Annotated in this window: 14 protein-coding genes; 12 read left to right on the forward strand and 2 right to left on the reverse strand. The window is 50.3% G+C overall.

Annotated elements, in window-relative coordinates; all coding sequences use genetic code 11:
* The first annotated feature begins 19 nt into the window (after positions 1-19).
* The 11 genes from MRBLPE1_RS12925 to MRBLPE1_RS12975 all read left to right on the forward strand — a co-directional run bounded on the left by MRBLPE1_RS12925 (position 20) and on the right by MRBLPE1_RS12975 (position 15,110).
* Positions 20-949, forward strand: coding sequence for a hypothetical protein (locus MRBLPE1_RS12925; RefSeq protein WP_364145852.1), 930 nt, complete (start codon positions 20-22; stop codon positions 947-949).
* Between the two features lie 648 nt (positions 950-1,597).
* The gene (locus tag MRBLPE1_RS12930; RefSeq protein WP_364145854.1) at positions 1,598-3,019 is read left to right on the forward strand and encodes an ABC transporter substrate-binding protein; all 1,422 of its coding nucleotides are present in this window, start codon (positions 1,598-1,600) and stop codon (positions 3,017-3,019) included.
* Between the two features lie 166 nt (positions 3,020-3,185).
* Complete coding sequence (locus tag MRBLPE1_RS12935; protein ID WP_364145856.1) at positions 3,186-6,185, forward strand: extracellular solute-binding protein; 3,000 nt, start codon at positions 3,186-3,188, stop codon at positions 6,183-6,185.
* 2 nt (positions 6,186-6,187) lie between these two features.
* Entirely contained in the window at positions 6,188-7,150 is a 963-nt protein-coding gene (locus MRBLPE1_RS12940) for a carbohydrate ABC transporter permease (protein WP_364147263.1), read from the forward strand.
* Between the two features lie 6 nt (positions 7,151-7,156).
* Positions 7,157-8,017, forward strand: coding sequence for a carbohydrate ABC transporter permease (locus MRBLPE1_RS12945; protein ID WP_364145858.1), 861 nt, complete (start codon positions 7,157-7,159; stop codon positions 8,015-8,017).
* A gap of 13 nt (positions 8,018-8,030) precedes the next feature.
* Positions 8,031-9,530 (forward strand): NHL repeat-containing protein, encoded by a 1,500-nt coding sequence (locus tag MRBLPE1_RS12950; protein WP_364145859.1) that lies wholly within the window; start codon positions 8,031-8,033, stop codon positions 9,528-9,530.
* Positions 9,514-10,131, forward strand: a complete 618-nt coding sequence (locus MRBLPE1_RS12955) for a YIP1 family protein (RefSeq protein WP_364145861.1) — start codon at positions 9,514-9,516, stop codon at positions 10,129-10,131. Before MRBLPE1_RS12950 ends, MRBLPE1_RS12955 begins: the two co-directional genes overlap by 17 nt.
* Before the next feature lie 9 nt (positions 10,132-10,140).
* Positions 10,141-12,477 (forward strand): DUF5696 domain-containing protein, encoded by a 2,337-nt coding sequence (locus MRBLPE1_RS12960; protein ID WP_364145863.1) that lies wholly within the window; start codon positions 10,141-10,143, stop codon positions 12,475-12,477.
* Between the two features lie 2 nt (positions 12,478-12,479).
* On the forward strand, positions 12,480-13,358 hold the full coding sequence (locus MRBLPE1_RS12965; protein ID WP_364145865.1) for a carbohydrate ABC transporter permease: 879 nt from the start codon (positions 12,480-12,482) through the stop codon (positions 13,356-13,358).
* 5 nt (positions 13,359-13,363) lie between these two features.
* Positions 13,364-14,344 (forward strand): carbohydrate ABC transporter permease, encoded by a 981-nt coding sequence (locus MRBLPE1_RS12970; protein WP_364145866.1) that lies wholly within the window; start codon positions 13,364-13,366, stop codon positions 14,342-14,344.
* A 607-nt stretch (positions 14,345-14,951) separates the two neighbouring features.
* A complete protein-coding gene (locus MRBLPE1_RS12975; RefSeq protein ID WP_364145868.1) occupies positions 14,952-15,110 on the forward strand; it encodes a hypothetical protein in 159 nt (52 codons plus the stop codon).
* 102 nt (positions 15,111-15,212) lie between these two features.
* On the opposite strand, the gene MRBLPE1_RS12980 is transcribed toward MRBLPE1_RS12975, so the two are convergent.
* Positions 15,213-16,127, reverse strand: a complete 915-nt coding sequence (locus MRBLPE1_RS12980) for an ArsR/SmtB family transcription factor (RefSeq protein ID WP_364145870.1) — start codon at positions 16,125-16,127, stop codon at positions 15,213-15,215.
* A gap of 307 nt (positions 16,128-16,434) precedes the next feature.
* Here MRBLPE1_RS12980 and MRBLPE1_RS12985 point away from each other — a divergent pair, with 307 nt between their 5' ends.
* Positions 16,435-17,406, forward strand: a complete 972-nt coding sequence (locus tag MRBLPE1_RS12985) for a family 43 glycosylhydrolase (RefSeq protein WP_364145872.1) — start codon at positions 16,435-16,437, stop codon at positions 17,404-17,406.
* A gap of 194 nt (positions 17,407-17,600) precedes the next feature.
* On the opposite strand, the gene MRBLPE1_RS12990 is transcribed toward MRBLPE1_RS12985, so the two are convergent.
* Positions 17,601-18,929 (reverse strand): FAD-dependent oxidoreductase, encoded by a 1,329-nt coding sequence (locus MRBLPE1_RS12990; protein WP_364147266.1) that lies wholly within the window; start codon positions 18,927-18,929, stop codon positions 17,601-17,603.
* Positions 18,930-19,171 lie beyond the last annotated feature (242 nt).

Consider the following 19,171-nt stretch of genomic DNA (forward strand, 5'->3'; position numbering starts at 1 on the left):
TAAGGGAGCATCGGAAAAAATGAATGATCGAAAGCGTACGGCTGCTGCGGCCGTCATCGTGCTAAGCTTGCTTGCTGCCGGCTGCGGCAGCGCATCTAACGACGGGCATGCACAGCATGCTTCGGATAATCAAGAGGCGGCAAACGAGCATAGCGGACATCCTGCAAGCGAGAACGGAAATGCAGGCGGCGACAGCGATGCTGACAGCCATAGCGGTCACGGCAGCGATGGTGATGGTGTCGACTCGGAAAAGCCTGCCGCGGATCTGTCGCAAGAATGGCGTTTTTCGCCGCAGAACCCGAAGCCGGGAGAAGAGACGAATATCGAGTTGTTTTTGTATGACAACGCAGGCAAGCCGATTGAGAAATATGAGGTCAACCATGAAAAGCTGATGCATCTGATCATTGTTAGCGAAGATATGGCTGAGTTCATGCATATTCACCCGGAATATGCGGGCGAAGGCAAATTCGAGGCTGCGGCTTCCTTCGCCAAGAGCGGAGCGTACAAGCTGTTTGCGGATTTTATTCCGACAGGCTCCGCCCAGACGACGATTACATCGACACTCAAGGTTGCAGGTGCGAAGGAAACCGCAGAGCCGCTGGAGAAGGATGCGGAATTGACCAAAAGCGTTGACGGCATTACGGCAGCATTAAAGGTATCCTCATTCAAAGCGGGCGAAGAGGCGGATTTGACCTTTACGTTTAACGATGCAGCGACGAAGAAGCCGATTACCGATTTGCAGCCTTATTTAGGCGCGATCGGGCATGTCGTTATTTTGAATAAGGATTTGACACGCTATCTGCATGTTCATCCGAAGGATGGGAATGGCAGCGGGCCAAACGCCGACTTCTCAACGAGTTTCCCGGAGCCGGGTTTATACAAAATATGGGGCCAATTTCAACGGAACGGAAAAACATTTATTATTCCGTTTACGGTCGAGGCCGAATGATAAAGGAAAGTCCGAAAACCTTTATATAATTGCTAATCACCTGGAAACGGGTGATTTTTTTTTATGTTTTTTTACGGAGCACAGGCATGGAAAACCCTTTTGTTATGCGGATTCTGAGTAGGTATGAGGGGACGGGGATAGAAAGCGCTTACTAAAAATATTGAAAAATGCAATTTTGGGGCTTGAAAAGATGGGAATACGTGTTAAACTAATCGTGTAACAAAGTTGTTAATCGATTAATATAATTACTATTTCTTTTGGAGGTGAGCGTAAGCCGATTCAGCATGCGGGATTATTGGTTCTCTAATCCGATACCGTGCTTTACGGTTAATAAATTAATGTTTTATTAAGCAGGTTCGAGCGATAATGCTAGACACTGCTTATCTTTCTCGCAACTGGAAAGTGCTTCCGATCGGAACTGCATGATCCAATCGCGATGGATACGGCTGCTTACTAAGGGGAGTCATGACAGCATGACAGGCATAAGAAACCATTTTTGCTTCAAACAAAGCTTGGAATAACGATTAACAAATTTATTAATCTCGGTGATTCAGCCTAACTCGAAAAACGTGTCAGGTACTTATGACTATATCTTTTAAGAGATGAATTGTAAACGCTTTATTTCTAAAAAATAAAGGAGGAATTAAGATGAAAAAGATGGCAAGCACTTTCATTTTTATGTTGGCAATGATCATGCTCGTTACAGCCTGCTCCAGCGGTGCCGGAACGAACACGGTCAACAACGGCACGGAAAATACGCCTGCGAATGCAGGAAGCACGAACGAAGCGGCGACGAATGAGCCGGCAGCAGAAAATGCGGAATCCGGGGATGCGGTTGCCAAATCGACCGTCGATCCGTCCATCTCCGGAGAAGTAACGTTCTGGACGTTCCTCGACAATAAAGAAAAGGATGCAGCGCTCCAAAAGGCATTTAACGAAGTTTATCCAAACATTAAGCTGAAAACGATTTTTGTACCGTTTGCAGATTTGCATGATAAGCTGCAAACGACTTTGGCAGCAGGAAAAGGCGCACCGGATGTAGCTCTGGTCGAGCAAGGCCAATTTACCCGTTACAGCACTGGCAACGTGCTCGAGGATTTGCTTCAGCCGCAATATGACGCAGGCAAATACCAAAGCCTCGTGTCCGAGTACAACTGGAACCGCTGGTCATCCATCGACGGCAGCAAATTGCTTGGTATGCCGTGGGATGTTACGCCTGCCGTCACTTACTACCGCGCAGACATTTTCGAAGAGCTGGGCCTGCCTTCCGATCCAGCCGAGCTTGGCGAGTACATCCAAGACCCGGACAATTTCTTCACGCTGGCTCAAACCTTGAAAGCAAACGGCAAGTATTCGATGGAATGGCGCGATTCACCGGTTCACTGGCTTGGCGACTCGGTAGGCTACTATGACAGTGAAATGAACTGGGTACGGAATACGGATGAATTCGTGAAATTCCTTGATATTTCGAAGCAGGTTAACCAATTGAAAATTGCTCCTCACGACGGGATCTATAGCGACAAAGGCAAGCAGCGCGTGAAAAAGGGCGAATCCCCGATGTACGTAGCGGGAACTTTCGGCGCGCGTGACCTGGAAATCAACTTCCCGGATCAAAAGGGCAAATGGAGAGCAACCACAATGCCTTTCGGCCTTAACGTAGGCATGGGCGGTTCGACCTTCGTTATTCCTTCGCAAAGCGGAAACAAAGATGCGGCATGGGCATTCGTGGAATTCATTACGACCTCCGAAGCAGCTTGGAAGCTTTGGATCGAGCAATCGGTTCAACCGGATTATAAGCATATTACAAGCCAAGAATGGTACATCAACCACACGAATCCGTACCTTGGCGACCAAGAGGATTACAAGTTCTACAATGAGCTTGCGAGCTTGATTCCGGTAAGACGCTATACTCGTCTTGACGGCTTGGCGTGGCCGCTATGGGTAGAAGGCGTGCTCGCTGCGCTTGATAAAAACATCGATTCCAAAACAGCGATTCAGCAAACGCAAGAAAATATCGAGAACAAGCTGAAGGCTGAAAAAGAAAAATTGGTGAAAGAGCTAGCACAATAGCTCTTGCAGTAATCTATGCTTTTGCAGGTCCGAATCATCCTTCCGAGCGGAGGATGATTCGGTATTTCTGCTCGACCGCAAAATAACTTTCATTGCGAAACGATAGCTGAACCGCCTGAGAATGACGGCAGCCGTTTACGCTAGTATGGCAAGGGGGTGCTCCTTGGTGATTCGTTGGCTAAGTAAGTATAAGGTAACATTGGTTGTCATTGCCGCATTAGTCTGCTTCTTTTTGTGGTGGAATAATTCAAGGGGCTACAACGATGATGCGATGGCTGGAATTGCACTGGATGCGGGAATCGATGAATCGTCAATTTTGGAAGGTGAAGACGCCAGCAGTAAGCTGGAGCCGTCTTTTAATAAATATGCGGACAGCTGGAATGAGCAGGGCGCAAAGGATACGAAGGGTTTCAGCGTGACGCTGCCTTCAACTGATTATTTGGCGATCAGCGAGGCGGGGACGCGAATCGAAACGGGCCTTGGCGGTCAAGCTGGCCAAGCATTGGCGCTAATCGATGAAGATAGCTGGGCGGATTATGCCTTTGAGGTGCCGGAGGACGGCTATTATCAGATGGGGATGAGCTACTACGCTATGGAGGGCAAACGCTCATCGGTTGTTCGCAGCGTGCAGATTGACGGGCAGTATCCTTTTTACCAGGCCAAAAAGCTGGAATTCCAGAGGATGTGGAAGGAAGCAGGCGAGCCTTGGTTCGATAATCAAAACAATGAATTCAATCCGCGCAGGGAAGAGACAGCAGGCTGGCAGTACCGGGAATTCCGAGATTCGGAAGGGAAAACGTACGATCCGTTCCGGTTCTACCTGACGAAGGGCAAGCACACGCTTCGCATACAGGCAGTGCGCGAGCCGGCTGCAATCGGGAAGATCGATATTTACTCGCCGGTACAATTGCCTACCTATGCAGAAGTGGCTGCCGCGTATGAGCAGAAGGGCTATAAGAAAACCGAGGGCCAGCTTATAAAAGTACAAGCGGAGCTCTCGACTTTGAAGTCAGATCCCACGCTCAAACGGATCGAGGACCGCGAGCCGGCAACGGAGCCGTTCAAGAAGGATTCGATCGTGCTCAACACGTTCGGCGGAGCCAGCTGGCGGACGGGCGGACAATGGGCAGAGTGGGAAGTCGAGGTGCCGGAGAGCGGCTTGTATGAGATTGGCGCCCGTTACGGGCAATGGTTTCTGAACGGCATGCCGACACAGCGAACGGTAACCATCGACGGCAAGCTGCCTTTTAAAGAAATGAATGAAATTTCCTTTCCTTACAAGTCCGAATTCCAAATTTCCAAATTTGGCGGCAATAGCGAAAGCAACGAACCTTATCTCTATTATTTGGAGAAGGGCAAGCACACGATTCGCATGGAAGTGCAGGTCGGAGCGCTTGGGCGGATGCTGGAGACGGTTACGGATACGACGCGCAAAATGTCTCTTCTGGGACGCGAGGTCATTCAAGTAACCGGGACGAATCCCGACCCGAACGGCGACTGGCGCTTGGAGCAAAATATTGCGAACCTGGTGCCGCGCCTGCAGCTGATGGCGAAAAGCTTCGATGAAACGATCAAGGGGCTGTACGCGCTTGGCGTCGATGAAGGCAGCTCGGAGGTGAGCACGCTTTATGAAGTCCGGGATGTGCTGCTGAGCATGGCAGAGGATTCCTCTTCCATTCCGGGAAGAATGCCGCAGTTCAATGATCTGCAGGCATCGCTCGGAACATGGGTGAACGGGCTGAGCAAGCAAAGCCTGCTGCTTGATTATCTCATCATTAAATCGCCGGATACGGCTTGGCCGAAGCCTGCCGCCGGATGGGTGGCCAGAACGGGCACGATGCTGTACGACTTTACGAGCTCTTTTACGAAAAATTACGGCGGTATCGGCAACGTCTATGAAGACGAGCAGGTGCTCGACGTATGGGTAGCCAGAGGCCGTGATTGGGTCGATATTATCAAGCAAATGATTGATGAGGATTTCACGACGGAAACGGGCATTAAAGTGAACGTCAACGTTATACCGGCACAGCAAATGCAAGTGCTTCTGCTTGCGAGTACTGCCGGTCTGGCACCGGATGTCGCGCTTGGCGTAGAGGGCGAAATTCCGATCGATTACGCCGTCCGGAACGGGCTGGTCAACCTGGAGGAGTACGAAGATTACGATGAGGTAGCCGCGCGCTTCAGGCCAGGCGCACTCATTCCTTACAAATATGACGGCGGCAGCTATGCCCTGCCGGAGAATCAAAACTTCAACATGCTGTTCTATCGCAAGGATATTATGCAGCAGCTGGGCATAAAGGAGGAAGAAATTCCGGATACCTGGCAGGAAGTGATGGATCTTATCCCTATTTTGCAGCAAAACGGGATGGACTTCTTCTACCCGCATGCGCCGAACAATCCGGCCCTTGCAATCAATGAATTCGCTCCGTTCCTATTCCAGCAGAACAGCGAGTTCTACCGTGAAGGCGGTAAATTCTCAAACCTCGATTCGCCGGAGGCGATGGAGGCGTTCAAGCTGTGGACGGGGCTGTTCACGAATTTTAAAATCTCGAAGCAAGCCGACTTCTATAACCGCTTCCGTTCCGGCGAAATGCCGATCGGGGTAGCGGATTACTCGACCTATGTACTGCTGTCGACCGCAGCGCCGGAGCTGACGGGTTGGTGGGGAATGAAGCCGATGCCGGGCATTCAGCAGGAGGACGGGCAAATTAACCGTTCGACCGGGGGCCTAGCGCAAACGGGCATGATCTTCAAAGACACGGACATGAAGGAACAGTCATGGGAATTCCTGAAGTGGTGGACGAGCGCGGATACGCAGGAAAGATTCGGCTCTGAGCTGGAAGCGCTGCTCGGCGTCGAGGCGAGATGGAATACGGCCAATATCGAAGCGCTGCAGCGTATGCCTTGGCAGTCCTCGGATATCGAGGCCATCCTGGAGCAATGGGAATGGTTCAAGGAGCGCGAGGTCGTTATTGGCGGTTACTATACGACAAGGCATATCGCGAATATTTGGAACCAAATCGTATTGAACGGCAAGATACCGCGCGAAGCGGTGGAGGAAGGCGTTAAGGAAATCGATAAGGAACTGCGCAAGAAGCGCGAAGAGTTTGGTTTAAACGAAGAACCCGCCGATCAGGCAGCTTCAAAAGGAGGCGATAGTCCGTGAAAATGAACACAGAGCCGGCGGCGATAACCGTGGACACTCCAAAAGCGGAGCGCCTCCGCAAGCCGGGGAAAATGTCCTTGCTGTGGCAGGAAATGAAGAGAAACAAGGTATCCTACTTGTTTCTCGCCCCGTTCCTCATTCTGTTCACGCTGTTTACGATCGTTCCGGTCGTCACATCGGTCGTTCTGAGCTTCACGTATTACAACATTTTGGAGGCGCCGAGATTTATCGGCCTCTCCAATTACAGGCTCTTGTTCGTTGATGACGATATCTTCCTCAAAGCGATTGGCATTACCTTGAAATTCGCGTTCATTACAGGGCCGGTCGGCTATGTCATGGCGTTTCTGCTGGCTTGGCTTATCAGCCAAATTCCGCAAAAATACCGTTTTTTCTATACGCTTTGTTACTACACGCCATCGATAACGAGCGCGACGGCGATGTCGGTCGTGTGGCTCTATCTGTTTGCGGGCGACCGCAAGGGACTGCTCAACTATTTTGCATCGAAGCTGGGCATTATCGACGAGCCGTATTTGTTTTTGCAAAATATTAATTCGATCGTTCCCGTTATCATTATCGTTTCCTTGTGGATGTCGATGGGCGTAGGCTTTCTGGCCTTCCTTGCCGGTCTTCAAAACGTACCGAAGGATTTGTATGAGGCAGGGGAAATTGACGGCATCAAATATAGATGGCAGCAGCTCATTTATATTACGGTGCCGTCGGTTAAGCCGCAGCTACTGTTCGGTGCGGTGCTCCAGGTCGTTAGCTCGCTGACCGTATTCGATGTCAGTGTCCAGCTCGTCGGCTTGCCGAGTCCGCTGTACGCGGGCCATACGATTTTGACGCATTTATTCGATTACGCCTTTATTAAGTTTGAGATGGGCTATGCTGCGGCCATCGCGGTCGTGCTGTTCGTCATGATGATCGGACTGAACCGTCTCATATTCAAATGGCTAGGAAAGGACTGAACCGATATGACTGGCGCAGTAAAGGGCAGGAAGGACTGGGGCGGCTTTCTCCTCTATCTATTTCTAACGTTGTTCGGTCTTTTGATGCTTGCACCGCTCGTTTACATGGTATCTACCGCCTTTAAACCGACAAGCGAGCTGTTCCTGTTCCCGCCGCGGTTTTTCGTAAACAACCCGACGTTGATCAATTTTCGCGATCTATTGCTCATAACGGGAACGACGAGCGTTCCGTTCTCGCGGTTTATTTTTAACAGCTTGCTGATTAGCTCCTGCATCGTCGGCTTCGGCATTATCGTATCGGCAATGGCGGCTTACCCGCTCGCGAAGCATAACATGCCGTTCCGCAGCGCGATTTTTAACATGGTCGTGCTTGCGATCATGTTCTCGCCGATGGTCGTTCAAATTCCGCAATATTTGCTTATCAGCAAAATCGGCCTGATCAATACGTATTGGGCGATGATATTGCCTTATTTGGCCGCTCCGATCGGGATGTTTTTGATGACGCAGTTTTTGCGCCAAATTCCGGATGCCCTACTTGAGGCGGCCCGCATGGACGGCGCATCCGAATGGAAGGTGTTTTGGGTTGTCGTGATGCCAATGTTGAAACCGGCCATTGCTACGTTTGCTTTATTCAGCTTTATCTCCGCCTGGAACGATCCGTATCCGGCGATGGTATATACGACCGATCAGGATATGAAATCATTGCCGCTTGCGATTCAGACATTAAGCGGCGGATATGGTGTGGTCGCGCGTGTCGGCACATTGGCGGCTGCAAGTTTATTGATGATTGTGCCGACGATTATCGTCTTTATCGTCACGCAGCGCCTGGTGCTGCAAACGATGGCGCATTCAGGTCTGAAAGAGTAGGAGGACAACCGGGATGAAGCAGGTTACGATATTCCGATGCGTTGTCAGTACGGCTATCGCTTTACTGATGTTAGTTGCGGCTCTACCGGTTCAAACGTTCGCCGCCTCGCCTTACGAGGGGTATACGAGGAATAAGCTGGGCGAAGACGTTCACTCGATCAACGGGTACATGTACGAGAGCTCGATTGACGGTTTTAACTTGTCGTCGGGACCGTTTAACGCACCCGAGGATGTTTTCCTTGCGGACGACGGAACGATTTATGTCGTTGACACCGGAAACAGCCGCGTCGTGCATTTGGATGCAAATCACGAGGTTCTGAAAATCATCGGCGACACCGAAGGGGACGGCATGCTGAACGAGCCGAAGGGCGTTTATGTAAAGCAGGACGGTACCGTATATGTAGCCGATACGAAAAACCAGCGGATCGCGATTTTTGATCAAAACGGAAAATTCGAGAAGCAGTACGGCAAGCCGGAAAGCCCGCTGCTGGGAGCGACCTTCTCCTATTCTCCCTCGAAGCTTCTCGTCGATAAGCGTAATTATATGTTTGTCGTGAGCGACGGCAACACGCAGGGACTCATTCAAATTGATCCAAACGGCCAATTCAAAGGCTTTTACGGCGCCAACCACGTCGGCTTCAGTTGGAGCCGCTTGTTCGTGAAGCTTGTCGCGACGGATGAGCAGAAGGCAAAGCTGTCGGTCGTGAAGCCGCTTGAGTTCTCCAATGCGGTGCAGGATGCGGAAGGCTTTATTTACACGTCCACGCTCGGAACGGAAATGAATCAATTGAAGCGGCTGTCGCCCGTTGGCGTAGACACGCTCAATGTCGTTCCGAAAAGGTACGGCGGACGTTTCGATGCCGGCCCGTTCGAGGTACCGTCGTTTCTTGACCTTGCTGTCGACAAGGACGGCGTCATTACGGCACTCGATCTGCAATCCAGCAAGGTGTATCAATACGATAAGCTGGGCAATTTTTTGTTCGTGTTCGGCGGTCTCGGGGATCAGAACGGCTTGTTCATTACGCCGTCGAGCCTTGCGCAGTCGGCAGACGGCACGGTGTATGTGGTAGACAAAGGACGTAACCGGATCGATCTGTTTCGGACGACGCCGTTCGCCGATCTGGTGCATGATGCTTCGCGGCTGTTCGTTGACGGTCGCTATAAGGAAGCCGAGGGAATGTGGAACGAGGTGCTGCATTTGAATGCAAACTTCGATCTCGCCTATCTGGCCATCGGCAAATCGCTCTATAAAGCAGAAAACTATAAGGATGCTATGACTTACTTTGAGCTGGCAAGATCGCGCTTCGATTATTCGGTCGCGTTCAAGGAATACCGGAAGGAATATATTAGAGAGCATTTTGCATGGATCTGCTTAGCCATCATTGTGCTGATCGTGGCATTGCGCTATGTCATTCCATTCCTGTGGAGAAGGATGACTGCGATTTTAGCAGCTCGAAATACCGCTAGAGCGGTTGGCATGAAGGGAGGGGTGCCCCATGATCGCAACGTTTAAAATGATGCGGCAGGTGCTCGTGCACCCGATTGATTTCTACCATGACATTCAGGAGCCGGGCCGCATTAAGTGGGGGCAAGCGCTCTTCATTGTCGCACTCGCTTATTTAGCGAGAATGATTGCGATTCTAATTACGGGCTACGCGTTTGAGACGAGGGAAACCTACGAGATTTCGTTCGTGCATGAGCTGATCTGGATCGTGGTGCCTTGGTTAACCTGGACCGTGTCCAATTGGGGAGTCAGCGCCATCCTTGAGGGAGAAGGGAAGTTCAAGGAAGTATTCGTCGGCAGCGCGTTTGCGCTGGTGCCGTATGCGATCTTCATTATCCCGATTACGCTGCTTACGAATATTTTGGCGCTGGATGAAAGCTCGATTTATTCGTTCCTGATCAATTTCACCGTTTATTGGGTATGCTGGCTGCTGCTGCTGAAGGTCAGAATCGTTCATGATTTCGAGTTGATGAAAATGATATGGATCACGGTGCTGAGCATCGTCGGCATATTGATCATCTGGTTTATCGGCATTCTCATGTTTGGCTTAGTCAATCAGCTTATTAACTTTGTGGTAGACATGTTCAAAGAAATAAACTTCCGAAGGTAGGTGGACGAGATGAGGAAACAACGAAAATGGCTTATTATCGCGGCATTGCTGCTCGTTGTCAGCATATTCCCTCCAATCGGGACCGCGGAAGGGATTAACGAGGTGCAGACAGAGGAAGATGCTGGCGGAAGCACGGCTGAGGCGGAAGCGACGGCAGCAGTGGAAGCACCGGCTGATGAAGCTTCTGTGGACACCGTGGTGGAGACGGCGGTACCTGCTGCCGCGGGGAATGTGAAGCTGTATCCTGTCACGGCGACGAAGCAGATTGCGGAAAACGACGGCTACAAAATGTACATCGACGAGAAGACGGGCAATATTCGTCTCGTTGATAAACGAACGGATACGGAGTGGCTGGGCACGCCGCAGCTGCCTCGCACGACGATGCCCAATAACAAGAAGTTTATGGACGCGGCCGTTCATGTGAAATACACGGAGGGTTCCGATACGGTTCAAACGTATTTAACGAAGGAAAAGGAAAACAAGCTAAAAATCGAAACCAACGATGGCGGGGCTAAGGTTACCTTCCAATTCGTAAAGGAAAAGCTTGAGTTTGCCATGGAGTACCGCTTGGTGGAAAACGGCTTCGAGCTGACGATTCCGGAATCCTCGATTAAAGAATCAGGCAAAGCAAAATTTGTGAGCATTGAGCCGCTGCCGTTCTGGAACGCGGCTGCCGATACGGAGGAAGGCGCAATCTTCCTGCCGGACGGCTCAGGCGCGCTTATGAAATACAGCGCGAAGCATCCGCAATTTTTTGCAGGCTACTCGGAAATGATTTACGGCGCGGATCCCGCTTACGTTACGCAGTCGCATGAAAACATCGATCAGCTGTGGAGACAAAAGCTGGCGCCGAAGGAAGCGGTGGCGCTGCCTGTTTTCGGCAACTACCGGAATGAAATCGCTTCGCTCGGAATCGTAACGAAGGGACAGTATGATGCGAAAATCAACGGTACGCCATCGGGCATACGCGCGATTTCGTATTACCGGACGTCCGCGGAATTCGTATACCGCTGGAGCGATGTGATCTTTATTGGAACATCGGGCGAAATTCCGTTTTTCCAAGGAAACTGGATCAAAGGCGATCGGCAAACGCGTTACGTGCTGCTGCAGGATAAGCAGGCTGATTATGTCGGCATGGCGCAGGCATACGGCAAATACCTGCAAGACGAGCAGGCGGTTAAACCTGCCGAGCAAACGACCGTACCTGTGAAGGTGAAGCTGCTCGGCGGTATTTCGCGGGATGAAGTACTCGGAAGCACGTTCATTACCATGACGACCTTTGAGCAGGCGCGCGAAATTATCGATGCTTTCCAGCAAAAAGGGATAACGGATTTAGAGCTTACTTTTGCAGGATGGTCCGATGACGGCTTGTATGGCGATCAGCCCGATCATTTCCCGGTAGAGAAGAAGCTGGGCGGGGCGAAGGATCTGAAGGAGCTTGCCGCTTATGCGGCTAATAAAGGCGTTTCGCTTTATTTGGAAGCTAATTATGCCCGCGCCTTCTCGGAGAGCGACGGCATGAAGAAGGGGAAGGATGCGATTCGCGGCATGGACCGGGAGGTTGCGCCAAGCACCGATTATTTTATCGGCAGCAGATGGAATGACGACAGCAGGCTCTTCTACTGGATGAAGCCGGAGCGCGTCATCAGCAAGCACTTGAATAAAGAGCTGAAGGATTATGCGAAGCTGGGCATTTCAGGCGTGCATCTTGCCTACTGGGGAGATACGCTGTATTCCGATATCGATTCAAAATCGCTCACGACGCGCGGCGAGACGGCAGCCGCATGGGTAAAAGCCGCTGATGAAGTACGCAAAGCGACGGGCGGGGCATCGGTCGATTACGGCTTTGCTTACATGCTCGGGCATATAGACGGCATAAGCGATGTGCCGCTGGATTCCAGCCATTTTATTTACAATGACGAGACCGTGCCTTTCTACCAAATCGCGGTGCGCGGATTAGTACCTTATGCGGCTAACCCGATCAATCTGCGTAACGATGCGCAAAACGAGCTGCTGCGGATGGTTGAATACGGCGCGCTGCCTAGTCTGGAGCTGACCTACGCGCCGACGACGAAGCTTCAGCGTACGCTGGAGGACCGGCTGTGGAGCTCGCAATATACGACATGGATTGATGATGCTGCCGAGCAATATAAAGAGCTTGAGCCCATTTATAAAGCAATCTCGAATCAAGCGATAGCCGATCACGAGAAGCTGGGCAGCGACGTTTACAGAACGACTTACGCGAACGGAACGAAAGTTATTGTCAATTATGGCGGTACACCGGCGACGGTCGATGGTCTTTCTGTTCCTGCGGCAGGCTATCTCATGCAGAACGGAGGGGAATGAGCATGGGCAAAAAATTAGGACTCTCGATGAGGGGCCGTCACATCTTTGAGGGCTACTCGTTCATTTCCATATGGATTGTCGGTTTCTTGCTGTTCATGGTCATCCCGCTCGGTAAGTCACTCTATTATTCGCTTAATAATCTAGAGGTTACGAAGGAAGGGCTAAAAGCTTCCTATACGGGCTTAACCCATTACCGGGCTGCGTTCACGACCGACATCGATTTTGTTCCGCTGCTGCAAAGCACGATTACGACGATGCTGTCGCAGGTGCCGCTGATTCTAATTTTTGCGATGTTCAGCGCTTTGCTGCTTAATCGCCAATTTCGCGGCCGTACGTTATTTCGCGGCATTTTCTTCCTGCCGGTCATTATCGCGTCGGGCGCAATTCTGAGGGAGCTGCTGGAGCAGGGCGCTGCCCAGCTCCCGATCTTCTACCAGTACGACCTGTTCAGCATGCTGAACGCCTTCATACCGGAAAGTATTTTGGAACCGCTGCTTCAGTATGCAGATTCGCTTACGCTCGTCATGTGGGATTCCGGCGTTCAGATCCTGATTTTCATCGCGGGCTTACAGACCATTTCTCCTGCTTTATATGAAGCGGCCAAATGTGATGGAGCAACAAAATGGGAAAGCTTCTGGAAAATCACCTTCCCGATGATTATGCCGATGATGTTCGTGAACACGCTGTACAGCGTCGTGAACTCGTTCACCAAAACGGATAACCAGATTATGAACCATATTATGAACAACGTGTTCAAAACGAATAATTACGCTTACGGCTCTGCGATGGGCTGGATTTACTTTATTGTGATTTCGGTCGTGCTGGCGGTCGTGTTCTTCGTTTTCCGCAAAAGCTTGTCAGCGACCGAAGGTAGGGGGTAGTGGGCATGAGTTCACCTAGTATGACCGAAAAATATGCCGGCCTTCAAGGCAAAGCGGAAGCGGTCTGGAAGATCACGTGGATGAAGCGCGGCCGGGGAGTTGCCGGAACGTTCTTCTACTATTTAGTCATTCTTAGCTTGGCATTTGTGTTCGTCTATCCGCTGCTGTACATGGTATCGAAATCGCTTATGCGGCCGGAGGACGTAGCAGATGCTACGATTCAATGGATTCCGAAGCAGTTCAGCCTGACGAATTATTCGATCGCGCTGGAAGAGATCAATTTCTGGCCCGGCTTGCTGAACAGCGTAATTATTTCGTTCGGCAGCGCGGTCCTGCAGGTAATAAGCTGCTCGATCGTAGGCTACGGCTTCGCGCGCTACCGCTTTCCTGGCCAATCGCTGTTTCTGGCGATGGTGGTGTTTACGTTCCTTGTACCGCCGCAAACCATCGTAGTCCCTCTGTTTACCTTTTTCCTCGACCTGGGCTGGGTAAATACGCATTTGCCGTTCGTGGTGCCGGCGCTGCTCGGACATGGGCTGAAGGGCTCCTTATTCGTGCTCATCTTCATCCAATTTTATCGGACGCTCCCGAATGTGCTGGAGGAAGCCGCGAGAATCGACGGAGCGGGCGCGTTCCGTACGTACTGGATGATCATGTTCCCGCTCGCGAAGCCTGCGATGCTGGTCGTCTTCTTGTTCTCGGTCGTATGGCACTGGAATGACTTGTTCGAGCCCAACATGTATTTGCTCGTCCCGGAATATTTCAATCTGGCGCAAAATATGGCCTTCTTCAACGGAAACGCGAATTTGGATCTCCAGCAGGCATCGAGCTCGGTATCCGCGGGCACGCTCGGCATGGCGCCTACGCTGCAAAACCAAGTTATGGCGGGGGTTATGCTTACAATCCTGCCGGTCCTGATCCTGTATATGTTCACGCAGCGTTATTTCGTGGAAAGCGTCGAGCGTTCCGGTATCGCGGGCGAATAAGACCGAGAAGCTCCTGCTCTCATGCGAGATGCAGGAGGCTTTCGTCGGCGCAGCCGGTTTTAGCTCGAACAGTCGCGCGAAAATAACGGGAATAACTCCAGTTAATTTTCATTAATTGGTTGTTTTGGAGCATTTAACTGGAAAAACTCCTGTTAATCTCAACAAAAATGCTTCCAAGTGCTTAAAACAACAATTTTAACGGGAGAAATTCCATCTAATTTAACGGAGAACCTACTTGCTTCAAAATTAACGGGAGCTTTTCCAGTTAAACTTGCTGAAAGCCATCACGAATACCCGTTTTACATGATGTAGTTCTAAGAAGAGGTTAGTTTTACTTGATATGCATGATGCCCACCAGGTTGATTTTTGTGGGAATGTGGAGGTTGCCGTCCTACCAGCAAGCCACAAGTAGAGAGTAAAATGATGTAGTGCTAAGAGAGGTTAGTTTTACTTGATATGCATGATGCCCACCAGGTTGATGTTGTGCGAATATGGAGGGTGCCGAATTACTGATGCTGGCTGCATGGACGATATGCGCGGTGTGGAACATAAGCGAGGAACCGTTTTACTACATAGCAGGCAGGGGCGAGAAGACGGATGAAAAGAGATGATACGGAAGCTCGTAAACGCGAAGGGGCGTGCTATGAAGGTATCGATTAATATACTGGGGCTATCCGACTCGCCGCAAGGAACGAAGCTATCGCTCCTTGCGGATCCAGGATGGAAAGTACGTTTGCCAAGCCGGCCGGATGGGGTGCAGACTTAAGAACAATCCATCTACGGATTATCAAATCCGTTTACGCTGGACCTTCCCAAGCAATCGGTTACGTTTTACAGGCTGAAGAGCTAGCGGCTAACGCTACAGGTTCTACTCGTTTCTTTCGTAATAAAGCTTGAACACGATGTCTTGGTTATAATTGCCGAAGCCGGAGCCGAATAAAGTGACGCCGCCAACGTTTTCGGCATCCTCTTCGACTGCAATGCGGAACTTCCATTGTTTGCTGAGGATGTTTACCTCATCTAAAGTGACGTCGGAAATTTGCTGGCCGTCGATAAAGGTTCCGTTTGGCGTTATTTTCAGCACCTTAAGCAGGCCGTATTGATTAATTTCGTCCCACCACCAGTCAGGGGTGTACTTGCCGCGTTTTCCGCCGAAGTCACCGGGACTGGTCCAGAGGCCGATCTTCGTGCCGTTTAAGTAGAAGGAAATATCAGATGGCCAATTTTCATTGGCAAAAGGCGCCTCGGACGAGATTTCGAACGAGATTTCAAGCTCGGTAGGCCTCTCGCTTTTGAGCAGGAAATTGGCCGTCTTGTATTCGATGAAGCCGCTGCTGAACCATAAAATTTTGGCATTCATACGGTCAGGGTCCAGGAAAAAGCGAGGCTCGTCGAACATGCCGATGACTTTGACGGTCGTAGCGAGGCCGCAGGTAGGCTCCACTTCAAAGTCGGTGTAATGGCCGATGGAAACGATGGTTTCGTGATAGGTGCGCAGCGCGGGACGGTTTTTGGAAGGGAAATCAATTTCTATGCTGTCGGTGATGAGCTTGCACATTTTTTTGGTGCCGCCGCTGCTTGAGACCATCTCTGAGCTGATTAGTCCGGCTTTCTCCAGCTTCTTGACGTGCATGGTCATGATCGGACTGCTGAGCTCAAGCGCTTGGGCAAGATCCTTGATGTTCATTTCCTGCAGGGCAAGCAGTTGAATAATTCGAAGCCGCACATCGCTGGCTAACGCTTCATAGATGGGTAAATGGGTATCAGAAATATCGATCTTCATGCTTTCACTCCGCTTCGCTAATTAACAAAATAATAGCTGCCAGTTTCAACTCGGGCCTATCAAAGGTTAGGTTGAGGTTAATAAAAATGTTAACCGAACAGCAGCTTAAACTACATGGTGATGGATAACGCTTTTTTTTCGACGTAAATCCGGCTTAAACTTAGATAAACTATTCATTTATTTTATAGGTAAAAAGATGGCTTGACAAATAATATTTAACACTGAATAAGCCATTCATAAATATATTAATGATTACGACCTGATGCGTTCCTTGCATATCGAATTATGGGCTGGAGGATTGAGAGAAATGACAAGTACACAAACATCCGGGCAGTCGCTTGCGCAGCTGCGAAATCCGTTGGTAGAGCAGCGGGCAGATCCTTGGGTTTGGAAGCATACGGACGGCTATTATTATTTTACGGGCTCCGTTCCCGAGTATGACCGTATCGAGCTGCGCAGAGCTGCGACGATTTCCGGCTTAAGCGATGCCGCTGGAGCAGTCGTATGGGTGCAGCATGATTCAGGACCGATGAGCAAGCATATTTGGGCGCCGGAGCTGCATTTTATCGATGATAAATGGTATATCTATTTTGCCGCAGCAAGGGAAGATGCGCCGTTCCGGCATCGTATGTACGTTCTTGAGAATGAATCGGCCAATCCGCTTGAAGGAAGCTGGACCGAGAAAGGCCAGATTATAACGGACTGGGATTCCTTTTCGCTGGATGCAACGACCTTCAGGCATAATGATGAGCAGTATCTAGTATGGGCGCAGCAGGATCCTGCCATTCAGGGCAATACCAATTTGTACATCGCTGCTATGAGCAGCCCTTGGACGCTCAAAAGCAAGCAGGTGCTCATCACGAAGCCAGAGCTGGATTGGGAAGTCATCGGCTTTATGGTGAACGAAGGGGCGGCTGTGCTGAAGCGGGACGGAAAGATCTTTATGACGTATTCCGCAAGCGCCACGAACCATCATTATGCGATGGGCTTGCTAACTGCTTCGGAATCAAGCGACCTGCTTGATCCGGCTTCCTGGATGAAGTCGCAGTCACCCGTGTTTGCCAGCTGTCCGGAAACGAGTCAATATGGGCCAGGTCATAACAGCTTCACGGTTTCGGAGGACGGCGAGCAGGATATTCTGATTTACCATGCCCGCAGCTACAAAGAGATTGTAGGCGATCCGCTGTTTGATCCTAACCGTCATGCCCGCGCGAAGGTGTTTACATGGAACAGCGACGGAACGCCCGACTTCGGGAAACCTCCGGCGGATACGGAATAGCAGGCAGCAAAGAAGAGCCATCCTGGTAAAGGTGGCTCCTCTTTGCTAAGTCGGCGTATGGTTACGGCAGGTTTGATACGATAAGCAACGGGATTTGCTACGCATATATTTTAAAGGAAAAGTTTCGCGCAGAAATTCGGTGGAAAAAAGGAGCAGCGATTGTGAGTAGAGCTTCATCGCTGCTTCTTCGAACATTATACGGCCTGCAAGCCGGCTTGGTTAAGAAGATTCCACGGCTTGTTGTAATGCGGCTGAAAGAAAAAGTCGACGTAGCTTAATTCGTCCATCGTCATGCTGTTCTGGATGCAAACCGAAATCGTATTGATCGATTGCGTCAAATCAACCTTCGATAACACCTGAGCACCGACAATTCTGCCGCTATCCGCCTCATAGACGACCTTTAAAGTAACTTGTTCATGTGTAGGCATAAATTCGGGACGGTAATGATCTATGATTGTGACATTTTTCACATTCATGCCCGCGGCAAGGGCAGCCGTTTCCGTTAAGCCTGTCGACGCGATGTTGTAATCGTAAATTTTGATCCCCGATGTGCCTTGCGTGCCGAGATAGCGAACGGTGGGTTGAATAAGGTTTTTGGCTACGAGCGTCCCCATGCGCACAGCGTTTGTCGCAAGCGGGATGTAGGCATTTTGACCCGTTGGATTGTAATGGACGGCACAGCTGTCGCCGGCGGCAAATACATCAGGCTTGCTCGTTCTCATATAATCATCAACGATTATGGCTCCGTTTGGCAGCATGTCGACTTGCCCCTTAAGCAGCTCTGTATTTGGTCGGAAGCCGATGCAAAGGACAACAAGATCCGCCTCATATTCGCCTGCAGTCGTCATGACGGTCGTTACTTTCCCTTCCGTGCCTTTGAACGAAGTGACGGTTTGCCCGGTTGCGATCGTAATTCCTTTATCCAGAAGCGCTTGCTCCGTCAAATCGGTAAACTCACTATCCAAATATTTATACAAAATGCGCTCCATGTTATCGATTAAGGTTACTTGCTTGCCTAACAGTTCGAAGGCTTCGACGAGCTCAATTCCGATATAACCGGCACCGATTACGGCGATCCGATTCGCATTTTTGGCCTTCTCAATAATGGTTTGCGAGTGGTTGTAGTTTTTGCATAACACGATGTTTTCAAGCTCGATTCCGTCCATTTGCGGGATAATCGGCCACGAGCCTGTCGTTACGACGAGCTTATCGTAGCTGTCCGTAAATTCGCTGCCCGTGATGAGATTGCGGACCCGAATGGTTTTGGCATCCGTATCGACGGCTAGCACATCATGGCGCATATTCGTCGTCACGCCGAGCTTTGCGAGCTGATCGGGCGTTGCATAAAATAATTGCTCAGCATCCTTTACGATGCCGCCGACATGCAGGGCGATTCCGCACGAGAGAAACGAGATATTGTCGTTCCGTTCATAGACCGTAATGCGAGCGTCTGGGTGAAGCTTTGCCATTTGGGTGATAGCAGCGGTTCCTGCGTGTGTGCAACCGATAACTGCGATGTTCATTGTCATTTTGAACGCCTCCTATAGTAGATGTAAAGAGGATAGCAGCAGCTGCAGCCGTCTTTACAACGTGAATTATTTCACAACCTTAGTTATTATGTGAAAACATTCACAACCTTTTCTTGCTTTTATCATATGCTTTTTTGAAAAGGATGACAAGGGCTTTTGCACCATTTTAAGCCTATTAAATTAAATTTTCAGACTATTTGACACGATTTTGTAACAACCTTAAACCGGGAGGGTGC

It is taken from the genome of Paenibacillus sp. LPE1-1-1.1 (genome assembly GCF_040676435.1).
Classification (GTDB): domain Bacteria; phylum Bacillota; class Bacilli; order Paenibacillales; family Paenibacillaceae; genus Pristimantibacillus.